12 protein-coding genes are annotated in these 12,783 nt (G+C 28.9%); all 12 read left to right on the top strand.

The features are described from left to right. Window positions 1-344: 344 nt before the first annotated feature. The 12 genes from T369_RS0100650 to T369_RS0100705 all read left to right on the top strand — a co-directional run bounded on the left by T369_RS0100650 (window position 345) and on the right by T369_RS0100705 (window position 12,768). Window positions 345-1,106, top strand: coding sequence for a hypothetical protein (locus tag T369_RS0100650; RefSeq protein WP_031550339.1), 762 nt, complete (start codon window positions 345-347; stop codon window positions 1,104-1,106). Between the two features lie 135 nt (window positions 1,107-1,241). Then, complete coding sequence (locus T369_RS0100655; protein WP_031550342.1) at window positions 1,242-1,991, top strand: hypothetical protein; 750 nt, start codon at window positions 1,242-1,244, stop codon at window positions 1,989-1,991. Window positions 1,992-2,061: 70 nt separating this feature from the next. Continuing rightward, the gene (locus T369_RS0100660; protein ID WP_031550345.1) at window positions 2,062-2,811 is read left to right on the top strand and encodes a PH domain-containing protein; all 750 of its coding nucleotides are present in this window, start codon (window positions 2,062-2,064) and stop codon (window positions 2,809-2,811) included. A gap of 70 nt (window positions 2,812-2,881) precedes the next feature. After that, complete coding sequence (locus T369_RS0100665) at window positions 2,882-3,631, top strand: hypothetical protein (RefSeq protein WP_031550348.1); 750 nt, start codon at window positions 2,882-2,884, stop codon at window positions 3,629-3,631. Window positions 3,632-3,701: 70 nt separating this feature from the next. Further along, on the top strand, window positions 3,702-4,442 hold the full coding sequence (locus tag T369_RS0100670; RefSeq protein ID WP_031550351.1) for a hypothetical protein: 741 nt from the start codon (window positions 3,702-3,704) through the stop codon (window positions 4,440-4,442). Window positions 4,443-4,520: 78 nt separating this feature from the next. Continuing rightward, the gene (locus T369_RS0100675; RefSeq protein WP_031550353.1) at window positions 4,521-5,288 is read left to right on the top strand and encodes a hypothetical protein; all 768 of its coding nucleotides are present in this window, start codon (window positions 4,521-4,523) and stop codon (window positions 5,286-5,288) included. Between the two features lie 23 nt (window positions 5,289-5,311). After that, window positions 5,312-6,073: a hypothetical protein gene (locus T369_RS0100680; RefSeq protein WP_031550355.1), complete on the top strand. Its 762-nt coding sequence runs from the start codon at window positions 5,312-5,314 to the stop codon at window positions 6,071-6,073. Between the two features lie 60 nt (window positions 6,074-6,133). Continuing rightward, window positions 6,134-6,883: a hypothetical protein gene (locus tag T369_RS0100685; RefSeq protein ID WP_031550359.1), complete on the top strand. Its 750-nt coding sequence runs from the start codon at window positions 6,134-6,136 to the stop codon at window positions 6,881-6,883. A 68-nt stretch (window positions 6,884-6,951) separates the two neighbouring features. Beyond that, window positions 6,952-7,731, top strand: a complete 780-nt coding sequence (locus tag T369_RS0100690; RefSeq protein WP_031550362.1) for a hypothetical protein — start codon at window positions 6,952-6,954, stop codon at window positions 7,729-7,731. A gap of 661 nt (window positions 7,732-8,392) precedes the next feature. Continuing rightward, window positions 8,393-9,667 carry a YeeE/YedE family protein gene (locus T369_RS0100695; RefSeq protein ID WP_031550365.1) on the top strand — a complete coding sequence of 425 codons (1,275 nt, stop codon included), beginning with the start codon at window positions 8,393-8,395 and terminating at the stop codon, window positions 9,665-9,667. Between the two features lie 53 nt (window positions 9,668-9,720). Further along, window positions 9,721-11,031 (top strand): YeeE/YedE family protein, encoded by a 1,311-nt coding sequence (locus T369_RS0100700; protein ID WP_031550368.1) that lies wholly within the window; start codon window positions 9,721-9,723, stop codon window positions 11,029-11,031. 33 nt (window positions 11,032-11,064) lie between these two features. After that, window positions 11,065-12,768, top strand: coding sequence for an FAD-dependent oxidoreductase (locus T369_RS0100705; protein WP_031550371.1), 1,704 nt, complete (start codon window positions 11,065-11,067; stop codon window positions 12,766-12,768). The last annotated feature ends 15 nt before the right edge of the window (window positions 12,769-12,783 follow it).

Raw genomic sequence — 12,783 nt, forward strand, 5'->3', positions numbered from 1 at the left:
GATTAGCTTTATATTAGACTTGAATACTTATTTAAATAAATTTTATTAAATTATAAATTAATATACGTGTTTGCTAATTACTGAAAATATGTTACAATATATTAAAATATATATTTTTAGTGAGGACAGTTTTTAGACTATGTATCTTTTTAAAAAGTAGTATTTGATTAAAATAATATTATATATATTATTATTGTTATTATTATAATTTTATTTAAATTTTTGATTTTAATATCTTAATTTAAATATTAAGAAATTAGAATATTATTATGATTGAAGAAATTAAATAAAGATATATAACCTAAAATCTCTTTACTAAAATAAAGAAAGTAGGTAAATAAGTTATGAAAAAACAAATCTTTGCCGTTATAGTGGGTTTAACGGTGGTACTAAGTGGTTGTGCTAAACAGGGTACAAAAAACACGGAGAGTACAGAAAGTATGTTACAAGAGGTAAAGAAAGATACTAAAGAAATTAAATCAGGAAAAGTATCGATATCTATGTTAGCAAAAGGTGAAAAATCAAACTCTGGTACTAACTTTGAGCTAAGCGGTGATGAAAAATTCGAACCAACAGAAGCTGCATTGAAAGGAAAATTTTCTAAAAATAGTAATGAAATTATTGTAGAAGATTACATCAAGGATGGTTATTATTACACTAAGAGTACTGTAGGTTCTAAATCAGTTTGGCAAAAGTCTAAGGCCCCAGGCAAAAATGAAAATGTATTTGATTTTAAAGATATGTCTCTAAATATGAATGATGAAATTCTAAGTTTACTAGATAATAAGGATAACTGGGATATATCTAAAGATGGAGATAAAGTAACGTTTAAATTGAAGAAAAATGATGATATGAAAGCACTAGTTCAACTAGCTTACGATCATGCATTTGATAATAATGAAATATTTGCTGAATTCGACTACAATTTGGAATATGTATATAATACAAAATCTAGAAATGTTGAGAAATTAGTATATGAGTATAATAGAAAAAGGTATGGTTCAGGTGCAAGAGTTATAGCTAAAGGTACTTTAGAGGAAATTAATAAAGAGGTAAAAGTTGTATTACCTGAAGAAAGTAAAACTGCTAGAGAAGCTAGGGAGTAACATAGATAAATATCAAAAATATTCTAATACATGCTTAAGAAATATGTTTAGTATTAGCAGTAATTACTAGGGATATTATCCTAAAGAGCAATATAGTTAAGGAAAGTTACTATTAGGAAAGCAGGTAAATAATTTATGAGAAAACAAATTTTAGCCGTTATGGTAGGTCTATCTGTAGCATTAGCTGGGTGTAGTACGCAGAGTACAGAAAGTATGTTGCAAGAAGTAAAGAAGGATACAAAAGAAATTAAGTCAGGAAAGGCATCAATAGCATTAATATTAAAAAATGAGGATTCATCTAGCGGTGACGGATATGAGATGAGCGGTGATGAAAAGTTTGATCCACTTGAATTTAAGATGAGTGGTAAGTTTTTAGGGGTAGGTAAAGGCCTAGAAGTAGAAAGATATCGTAAAGATGGTGTCGATTATACTAAGTCTATTGTTAGTGTTAACCCTATCTGGACCAAAGAAAAAAGATCAACAGATAATAAGCATGCTTTAAGTTTTAAAACAGAATCACTGAATACAGAAGATAGTATTTTAGAGTTGTTGGATAATAAAGATAACTGGGACGTTACAAAAGATGGAGATAAAGTAACATTTAAATTAAAGAAAAATGCTGAATTGGCAGATAAAGTTAAGAAGTCACAGATTAAGATAGCTAAAATAAAAGAGGAAGTAAAATTTTCTGAATTTGATTATACTATAGAATATGTATTTAATACTAAATCTAAAAATATAGAGAAGTTAGCATATGAAATAAATGGTAAAGTTGATGCTACATCTTCAAATTTAATATCTAAAGGTTCATTAGAAGAAATTAATAAAGAAGTGAAAATTGAATTACCTGAAGAAAGTAAAACTGCAATCGAAATGGATAAATAAAAATACTATAAATAAAATGATAATAAAAGAGAAACAGTTTTAATTTAAAAAGAAAGTAGGTAAATAAATTATGAGAAAGCAGATTATAGGTGTAATGCTAGGTTTATCTGTAGTGTTAAGTGGATGTAGTACACAGAGTACAGAAAGTATGCTACAAGAAGTAAAGAAAGATGTTAAAGAAATAAAGTCTGGAAAGGTAGCAATATCGATGTCTTCGACAGATGAAGAAAATAGATCTATTGGTTATGAATTAAATGGGGATGAGAAGTTTGATCCAACAGAATATAAGTTAAAGGGAATATATAAACAAGTAGGAAAAGACTCTGATGTAGAACTATATCTTAAAGATGGAGTAAAATTTTTAAAGCTTAATGTTGGCGGTGAATCTCGTTGGGGTAAAAATAAACTTTCACCAGGGGATCGTGAGCTTTTTAATTTCAAAAATAATGCATTTAATATGCAAGATAGTATTTTGAATTTATTAGATAATAAGGATAACTGGGAAGCTATAAAAGAAGGAGATAAAGTAACATTTAAGTTGAAGAAAAATGATGAAGCGAAGAAGAAGGTAGAGGAAGAGTACCTTAAAACAGTTGAAGATGATGATGGGGGAACAGTTAAATTTTCTGAATTTGAGTATAAAATAGAATATGTATTTAATACGAAAACTAAAAAGATAGAGAAGATACTTTATGAAATTAGTGGTACATCTGATGATACATCAAAAATAATTTCTAAAGGTTCAATAGAAGAAATCGATAAAGAAGTAAAAATTGAAGTACCAGAAGAAAGTAAAAAAGCAAAAGAAATGAGAAGTTAAAACTGTAATAATTTAAGTAATAAAAAAAAGAATACAGTGTTAATTTAAAAAGAACGTAGGTAAATAAATTATGAGAAAACAAATTTTAGCCGTTATGGTAGGTCTATCAGTAGTGTTAAGTGGATGTAGTTCGCAGAGTACAGAAAGTATGCTACAAGAAGTAAAGAAGGATACTAAGGAAATTAAATCTGGGAAAGTAACATTGTCATTATCGTTAAGTGATGAAAAAGAAGGGTCAAAAGGGAATACTGGTTATGAGATGAGTGGTGATGAAAAGTTTGATCCACTAGAACTTAAAATGAATGGTAAGTTTTCAGGCTTAGGAAAAGGTCTAGAAGTAGAAGATTATATTAAAGATGGGGTTTATTATACTAAGAATGGTGTAGGTAGCAAAGCTATTTGGTTTAAGAAAAAAGTATCAACAGATAACAAGCATGCTTTAAGTTTTAAATCAGAATCATTAAATATGAATGATGATATTTTAAATTTATTAGATAATAAAGATAATTGGGATGTTACAAAAGATGGAGATAAAGTAACATTTAAATTAAAGAAAACTGATGAATTAAAGAATAAGGTTAAGGAAATACACAATAAGGAACTAAAAAAAGACTTAAAATTTTCTGAGTTCGATTACAATATAGAATATGTATTTAATAAGAAAACTAATGATGTAGAAAAGTTATACTTTGAAATAAGCACTAAGACTGAAGGTACAACATCTAAAGCAACAAATAAAGGTTCTCTAGAAGAAATCAATAAAGAAGTTAATATTGAATTACCTGAAGAAAGTAAAAAAGCACTTGAGATGTTGGCTTAAAATATTATAAATTAGGAAAAAATTAAAAATAACGCACTAATTATTAAAATAGAAAGAAGGTAAATAAGTTATGAGAAAACAAATTTTAGTTGTAATGTTAGGGCTGTCTGTAGTGTTAAGTGGATGTAGTTCGCAGAGTACAGAAAGTATGCTACAAGAAGTAAAGAAAGATGCCAAAGAAATAAAGTCTGGTAAACTTACAACATCAATGTCTTCAACAGACAAAGTTAATAAGCCTATTGGTTATAATATTAGCGGTGATGAGAAATTTGATCAAATAGAATATAATCTAAAGGGTACATTTAAACAAGACGGTAAAGATTCTGATGTAGAAATATATATTAAAGATGGGGTAGAATATCTTAAATTTAGTGTTGGTTCAAGATATCGTTGGGCTAAAAGTAAACTTACACAAGGTAGCCGTGAGCCTTTCAATTTCAAAAAAAATGCATTTAATATGCAAGATAGTATTTTAAACTTATTAGATAATAAAGATAACTGGGATGTTACAAAAGATGGTGATAAAGTAACATTTAAGTTGAAAAAAAATGATGAAACGAAGAAGAAGGTAGAGGAAGAATACCTAAAGACAGTTAAAAATAATGATGGGAAAGCAGTGAAGTTTTCTGAGTTCGATTATACAATTGAATATGTATTTAATACGAAGACTAAAGACATAGAGAAGTTAGCATATGAAATTAGTGGTGCATCTGATGATAATTCAAAAATAATATCAAAAGGTTCATTAGAAGAAATTAATAAAGAAGTTAACATAGTATTACCAGAGGAAAGTAAAAATGCTGTTGAATAAAAATATAATACTTAAGAAAGTTAGAAGATAAATAAAAATAAATATTTCCAATAAAAAGAAAGTAGGTCAAATAAACTTATGAAAAAACAAATATTAGCCGTAATGGTAGGTTTATCTATAGTCTTAAGTGGTTGTAGTTTTCAAAGTACAGAAAGTATGTTACAAGAAGTAAAGAAGGATACTAAAGAAGTAAAATCAGGCAAAGTAACAATGATGATGAAAATAGAAAATGAAAAAAATGGTTCATCAGATATCTCTGGTTATGAGGAAAGTGGCGATGAAAAGTTTGATCCGCTAGAATTTAAGAGGATAGGTAAGACTTTTCGGGCAGATAAAAACCATGAAACTGAAATATATATTAAGGATGGGATGTATTATAATGCGATTAATATAGGTCATAAAAAACTATTTTTTAAAGATAATGCGACTACAGATAAAAAACAAGCTTATAGTTTTAAAGACCGTGCATTAATTATGAAAGATGGTATTTTGAATTTATTAGATAATAAAGATAATTGGGATGTTACAAAAGATGGGGATAAAGTAACATTTAAATTAAAGAAAACTGATGAGTTGAAAAATAAGGTAATAGAGGCGCACTATGATAAAGTTGATGAGCAAAAAAAATCTTCTGAGTTTGATTATACGATTGAATATGTATATAATAAAAAAACTAAGGATATAGAGAAGTTGGTATATGAGTTAAAAACTAAAAGTGAGGGTTCAAATAAAAGAATAACAACTAAAGGTTCTTTAGAAGAAATCAATAAAGAAGTTAATATTGAATTACCTGAAGAAAGTAAAAGTGCAATTGAACTGAAGCAGAAAAACACAGTTCTTGTATAAAAAAGAAAGTAGGTAAATAAGGTATGAAAAAACAAATTATAGGTGTAATGCTAGGTCTATCTGTAGTGTTAAGTGGGTGTAGTTCGCAGAGTACAGAAAGTATGCTACAAGAAGTTAAGAAGGATACTAAAGAAATCAAGTCTGGGAAGGTAACAATGGTACTATCAATAAGCGATGAAAATAGTAGTTCATTGGATAATATAAATTATGTAATGAGTGGAGAAGAGAAATTTGATCCACTAGAGCTTAAAATGAATGGTCAATTTACAAGGTTAGGTAGAAGTCTTGAAATAGAAGATTACATTAAAGATGGAGTACACTATTCTAAGACTAGAATTGGAGGTAAATCGACTTGGTCTAAGAAAAAAGGTCAGACGGATAATAATCATGCATTAAGCTTCAAATCAGAATCAATAAATATGCAAGAGGGAACTTTAAATTTATTAGATAATAAAGATAACTGGGATATAATAAAAGATGGTGACAAAGTAACATTCAAGTTAAAGAAAACTGATGAATTGAAGAATAAGGTTAAGGAAATACATCTTAATAGAATTAAGCAAGAAGCAAAATTTACTGAGTCCAACTATAATTTTGACTATAATATAGAATATGTATTTAATACGAAAACTAAAGATGTTGAAAAATTAGCTTATGAGATAACTATTAAGACTGAAGGAACAGCTTCTAAAGCGACAACTAAAGGTTCTTTAGAAGAAATTAATAAAGAAGTTAAAGTTGAACTGCCTGAAGAAAGTAAAAATGCCATTGAAGAGGGCAAATAAAATAATTGAAGTGATATTAATAAAATAGTATTAAATTAAAAGAAAGTAGGTAAACAAGGTATGAAAAAACAAATTATAGGTGTAATGCTAGGTCTATCTGTAGTGTTAAGTGGGTGTAGTTCGCAGAGTACAGAAAGTATGCTACAAGAAGTTAAGAAGGATACTAAAGAGGTAAAATCTGGAAAAGCAACAATGATGTTATCAATAAAAAATGAAAATAACAGTTCCGCGGGTAGCTCGGGTTATGAAGTGAGTGGTGATGAAAAGTTTGATCCACTAGAGTTTAAGATGAATGGTAAGTTTTTCCAGGGAGATAAAAGTAATGAAATAGAAGACTATATTAAAGATGGAGTTTACTATATTAAAAGTAATATAGCTTCTAAAACAGTTTGGTACAAAGAAAAAGTCCCTACAGATAACAAACATGCTTTGAACTTTAAGGATCAATCAATAAGTATGCAAGAGGGTATTTTAAATTTATTAGATAATAAAGATAACTGGGATGTAACAAAAGATGGAGATAAAGTAACATTCAAGTTAAAGAAAACTGATGAGTTAAAGAATAAGGTAATAGAGGAACGAATTAAAAAAACTACGAAACAAGTTAAGTTTTCTGAGTTTGACTACACGATTGAATATGTATTTAATACGAAAACTAAGGATATAGAGAAAATTGTATCTGAATTAAACTTTAAAACAGAAGGTTCAACTACAAAAGGAACGATTAAAGGTTCATTAGAAGAAATTAATAAAGAAGTTAAAATTGAAGTACCAGAAGAAAGTAAAAGTGCAGTAGAATTAAAGAAATAAAAAGAATAGATTTTAGTAAAAACTGAAAATCACAGTATTTATTTAAATAGAAAGTAGGTCAAATTGTTATGAGAAAGCAAATTTTAGCCGTCATGGTAGGTTTAACGGTAATTTTAGGTGGTTGTAGCAAGCAGAGTTCACAAAATACAGAAAGTACCGATAGTAATCAAAATATTGAAAATATGTTACAAGAAGTAAAGAAAGATACTAAAGAAATTAAGTCAGGTAAGGCGCATATAATGTTGTCTATTTCTAGTGATAATACAGATAAAGCATATGGTTATGAAATGAGCGGAGATGAAAAGTTTGAACCATTAGAACTTGCAATGAAGGGGAAAATTATAACTCCAAGTAAAAATACTGAAGTAGAAGATTATATAAAAGACGGTGTTTACTATATTAAGACAAAACTTGATAACGGTTCTGCTTGGTTTAAAAAGAAAGGTCCAACTGATAACAAGCATGTACTTAGCTTCAAAACAGAATCATTAAATACTAAAGATGAAATTTTAAATTTATTAGATAACAAAGATAACTGGGATATAACAAAAGATGGTGATAAAGTAACATTCAGGTTAAAGAAAACTGATGAGCTGAAAAATAAGGTTAAAGAGGAACGCTCTAAAAAAACTGAGAAGAAAGTAAAGTATTCTGATTTTGATTATACTATAGAATATGTTTTTAATACGAAAACTAATGATGTAGAGAAGTTAGTATATGAGCTACATACTAAAACTGAGGGTTCAACTTCAAAATCACTAGATAAAGGTTCTTTAGAGGAAATCAATAAAGAAGTAAAAATAGAATTACCTGAGGAAAGTAAAAAGGCTATTGAAAGAAACGAATAAAATAAAAGAAAAATAAAATAATATTAAAAAAAGGTTTCACATATGTGAAGCCTTTTTTAAAAAACTGGAAAAGTAGAGTTTAGGGAATGAAAGACTTAAGATCTATATAAATATGCTATTAAATTATAATATATAAATTTAAAAATACTTATTATATGTTAGAAACAGATATAAGTTTAATAAATACTGTGAAAATTTAAAAATAGTATTTATTAAATATTCTTTAATAATACAGATGACAACAGTTAATGATATAAACTATGTAATAGCATAATAATTAATAAATCAAAATATTTTTTTTAATAAACTAAAGTATTGAGTGATAACTAAAATTTATGATTTTCAAAAAAATAATAAGTTATTAAAATAATTGTAATAAAATTAATCAAAAGTTAAATAATTGTATATACATGATATTACATATAATATAGGGTGAATAGATAGTAAGTATAAAAAATTTTACTAATATATGAAAAGAATATTTATTAAATTAGATGTAGAGTGATAAATTAAACATTTTAAAATATTATGGGGAATAGATATTTTATTATTAAAGTATAAAAATATATTATCTATGATAATCTTAAAATCTTGACAATTTATTAGTTTGCATTTATAATTAAGATATAAGTTAAGTGTTATATAACAAGGAGGTTAATAAATGAGTAAAAGAGTAGAAATGTATTTATCACTAATACTTATAGTATTAATTTTATTATTTGGTAGATTTTATTTATCAACAGATATGTTGTTTTTTAGATTGATAGTAGGAGTTAGCTTAGGGTATGTTTTAACAAGAGCATATATGGGTTTTGCAGGTAGTGTTAATAGGGCATATAACACTGGTTCTACTAGATTAATGAGAACTTTGATGTTAATGTTTTTTTTAACATCACTATTTTCTACAGCAGTACTTTTTAACGATGATGCGACTAAGTTTGATTTATGGGTAAATCCAATTAATCTTGGATTAATTCTAGGTGGAATACTATTTGGTTTTGGAATGTCGTTTTCTTGTTGTTGTGCATCTGGAGTATTAACAGATTTAGCAAGCTCATTTCCAAGAGCAATGATTACTTTATTATTTTTCTGCTTAGGAGTATTTATTGGATTTCCAATTCAAAATACACAAAGTTGGATTACAGAGAGTTGGTTTTCAACTGAAACTGGAACAAAAATTGGGACAAAAGGTGTATATTTTCCAGATTTATTTAAATTTGATGGGATGCAGGGTTATCTAGGAGCTGTTATCTTTACAGGTATTTTATGTTTAATAGTCGTCTATATTTCTAATTTATATGAAAATAAACGTAAAACTAGTGGGACCTATGTTGGATTTTTAAGTGAGAAAGTCCAAGATTTTGAGAGTAAGAAAGAATTAGAAAGTAGAGAAAAAAATATTGAGTATACAGGGTATTATGATAGATTATTTGTTAAACCTTGGGATTTGAAAACTGGTGCGTTTATTATTTCAGGGATATTTGTATTGTTAATGGGTATAACAAAAGCTGGTTGGGGTGCCAGTACTCCTTATGGATTATGGTTCGGAAAACTCCTAATGGTGTTTGGTGTATCGACAGATTCAATATCAAGTTTCACAGAGATGTCAGCTAAACCATTTGTATTACCGTTTTTTGAACACCCAATTAATGTTCAAAATGTTGGAATATTTTTAGGAGCCTTATTATATTTATTAAGTGCAAAAATATTCAAAAAAACCGTATCATTAGAATGGAGAATCTCTCCTAAATTAGGGATGTTTTATGCCTTAGGGGGGTTATGTATGGGATTTGGAACTCGTCTTGCTAATGGATGTAATGTTGGGGCACTATATACTCCAATAGCCAATTTTTCATTGTCAGGATGGATATTCCTAATATTTTTAGTGCTAGGAGGTGTCATAGGCAATACTGTAGCAAAAAGAGCAAATATTTAATCAAAAAAATAAGGGGAAAGTTAATGAAAATATTATAGAGGGAGATTGTAAAAATGAATACTGGAGAATTTTCTAAAAAGTTTAATAAAGTTCAACCAATTATTGGGTTTGTGATATTACTACTGATGGTATTATTTGCATATAAGTTACATACCCCAAAATTAATTTTCGGTCTTTTAGCAGGATTGGGATTTGGATATACGCTTACTAGATCAAGATTTGGTTTTGCTGGAGGGATAAAGAGAATTTACGTTAGAGGAGAAGGAAGTCTTACAAAAGCTCTACTTATTAGTTTTGCAGTAATAACATTAATTTATGGAGCTATTCAGTGGACTGCTAGTACAAAAGGTGCTCTACCAGCATTTTTAGCGAAAAATGGAGAAACGATAATACCAGGTACTCAGAATGTATTTATGACAAATATAGGTACTGTTATAGGTGGATTCGTTTTTGGTATAGGTATGATTATAGCCGGAGGTTGTGCGTCAGGAACATTAGCTGATTTTGGTGAAGGTGAAGGGCATGCGTTAATTGCATTTCCATTCTTTATCTTGGGAACTATCCCTGGGCATTTTTTAAGAGAAGTTATTGATAGAAATCCTATAGGGAAAGTTGGAGTCCGTGGTCATTTACCTCAATATTTTGGTTATTTTGGAGCTATAGTAGTCACTTTATTAGGCCTACTATTATTATATATTCTTGCTAAAAAATATGAGAATAAACGAAAACAAGAAGGTACATATTTAAATCCAGAATCAGATTATGAAGATTTTGAAAAAGAACTTAGTGATAATTTAGATGTAAAACCATGGGGATGGGCTTTATATCATAAAATATTTGTGGAAAGATGGAGTTTTAAAACAGGAGCGTTTACTCTAGCTATCATATCTGGATGTTACTTGATTTTTAATAATAAAGCGTGGGGGGTAACGTCAGCTTTTACACATATTGCCGTTTGGTTTTTAGGCTTATTTGGAATTCATTTTAATGATAAAGCATTTGATTCTGTTTATAAAGCAATCTCACATGGTATACTTACTGATGCTGGGGTGATTCTCGATATAGGAATAGTAGTAGGATCATTTTTAGCATTTTTATTAGCAGGAAGATTTAAATTAAGTCTACAATTTAATTCAACTAACGCCATGTTGTTTGGGCTAGGTGGTTTATTTATGGGATTTGGTTCTCGTCTTGCAAAAGGTTGTAATATAGGGGCTCTATATTCTTCATTGCCTAACTTTTCGATTTCAGGTTGGGTGTTCTTGGTTGCTATTTCATTAGGAGCTGTTGCTGGATTAAAACTATTTAAAGGAAAATCTTGTTTAATTCCACCAAGACATAGAGATAGAAAAGATTTTAAATAAATAATTGACTATTAATAAGAGGAGGACTTTAAAATGAGTAAAAAATATTTAGTAGTAGGGGGAGTTGCAGGTGGAATGTCTGCAGCTGCAAGAATAAGAAGATTAGATCCGTTTGCAGATATTCAAGTTTTCGAAAAAGGACCACATGTAAGTTTTTCAAACTGCTGTCTACCTTTCTATTTATCAGGTGTAGTTCCTACAGCAGATGATTTAATTTTAATGACACCAGAGCTTTTAAAAAGTCAATATAATTTGGATGTAAAAGTTGAGCATGAAGTAGTGAAAATTAATAAGGAAGAAAAAACAATTACTATAAGAAAAGTAGACTCTGGAGAAGAATATGAAGAAAGCTATGATAAATTAATATTATCGCCTGGAGCAAGGGCGATTCGACCTTCTTCAATAATAGGTGTAGATAGGGATAATGTATTTACAGTAAAAAATGTTGTTGATATTGACAGATTGAAAAAATACATAGACGAGAATAATATTGAAGATGTAGCTGTAATCGGTGGCGGATTTATCGGGCTTGAAGTTATGGAAAGTTTAAGAGAAGCTGGTAAAAATGTAACTTTAGTAGAAGGAACAGATCAAATTTTAGCTCCACTTGACTATGATTTAGTTCAAGTATTAAATAAAGAAATATATGATAAGGGAGTGACTTTATTATATAATGAAAAATTAGCTGAAGTAGCAGAAGAGAAAATTATTTTAGAGTCTGGCAAAGAAGTAAAAGCAGGAGTAGTTGTGTTAGCAATAGGCGTTCTCCCTGAAGCAGGATTAGCAAAGGATGCTGAATTAGAATTTGGTGAAACTGGTGGGATTTTAGTGAATCATCATTATCAAACTAGTGATCCTGACATTTATGCTGTTGGAGATGCAATAGAAGTAACACACTTTATTACTAATAAAAAAGTTCGTTTAACTCTTGCAGGACCAGCACAACGTCAGGCACGAGCAGTAGCAGATCATATTTATGGAAGAACGTATAGAAATACTGGGGTAATAGGTTCCTCAGTAGTGAAAGTATTTGATTATAATGCAGCAAGCACCGGACTTAATGAAAAAGATTGTAAAAAATTAGGTATTGACTATGATGTAGCCTATATAATCCCTAAAGATAAAGTTGGATTAATACCATCTGCTAACCCGATTCATTTTAAACTGATTTTCCAAGTTCCGACAGGTCAAATATTGGGAGCACAATCAGTAGGTAAAGGAGCGGTAGATAAAAGGATAGATGTCATAGCTGCAATGATTATGAATAGAGCTAATATAGAGGATTTAAAAGAGCTTGAATTGTGTTATTCACCTTATTTTACAACTGCAAAAGATGCTACAAATATGGCAGCATTAGTAGCCTGTAACTTATTAAATGGAGAGTATAAGCAAGTTAGAACTTGTGAAGTAAGAAGATTGGTTGAAGAAGGAGCATGTATTATTGACTCTAGGGAGAAAGAAGAATATGAAGAAGGGCATATTAAAGGGGCTTTAAATATTCCATTAAGTGAATTTAGAGATAGACTAGATGAGATACCAAAAGACAAACCAGTGTATATACATTGCTTATCTTCGCAAAGAAGCTATTATATGGTTAGAGAACTGAATTTAAGGGGATTCAAAAATGTGGTAAATATTTCAGGTTCTTTCCTAGGTATATCAATGTATGAATATTTCAATGATGTTACAACAGGGCGTGAACCAATAGTAACAAATTATAGATTTAATTTACTATAGATAACAAAAAAGTTC

Source organism: Gemella sanguinis ATCC 700632, from assembly GCF_000701685.1.
Classification (GTDB): Bacteria; Bacillota; Bacilli; order Staphylococcales; family Gemellaceae; genus Gemella; species Gemella sanguinis.

Bases quoted from the DNA above. Each gene is read 5' to 3' on its own strand.
- T369_RS0100650 (WP_031550339.1), top strand. From the start codon at position 345: ATGAAAAAACAAATCTTTGCCGTTATAGTGGGTTTAACGGTGGTACTA.
- T369_RS0100655 (WP_031550342.1), top strand. From the start codon at position 1,242: ATGAGAAAACAAATTTTAGCCGTTATGGTAGGTCTATCTGTAGCATTA.
- T369_RS0100660 (WP_031550345.1), top strand. From the start codon at position 2,062: ATGAGAAAGCAGATTATAGGTGTAATGCTAGGTTTATCTGTAGTGTTA.
- T369_RS0100665 (WP_031550348.1), top strand. From the start codon at position 2,882: ATGAGAAAACAAATTTTAGCCGTTATGGTAGGTCTATCAGTAGTGTTA.
- T369_RS0100670 (WP_031550351.1), top strand. From the start codon at position 3,702: ATGAGAAAACAAATTTTAGTTGTAATGTTAGGGCTGTCTGTAGTGTTA.
- T369_RS0100675 (WP_031550353.1), top strand. From the start codon at position 4,521: ATGAAAAAACAAATATTAGCCGTAATGGTAGGTTTATCTATAGTCTTA.
- T369_RS0100680 (WP_031550355.1), top strand. From the start codon at position 5,312: ATGAAAAAACAAATTATAGGTGTAATGCTAGGTCTATCTGTAGTGTTA.
- T369_RS0100685 (WP_031550359.1), top strand. From the start codon at position 6,134: ATGAAAAAACAAATTATAGGTGTAATGCTAGGTCTATCTGTAGTGTTA.
- T369_RS0100690 (WP_031550362.1), top strand. From the start codon at position 6,952: ATGAGAAAGCAAATTTTAGCCGTCATGGTAGGTTTAACGGTAATTTTA.
- T369_RS0100695 (WP_031550365.1), top strand. From the start codon at position 8,393: ATGAGTAAAAGAGTAGAAATGTATTTATCACTAATACTTATAGTATTA.
- T369_RS0100700 (WP_031550368.1), top strand. From the start codon at position 9,721: ATGAATACTGGAGAATTTTCTAAAAAGTTTAATAAAGTTCAACCAATT.
- T369_RS0100705 (WP_031550371.1), top strand. From the start codon at position 11,065: ATGAGTAAAAAATATTTAGTAGTAGGGGGAGTTGCAGGTGGAATGTCT.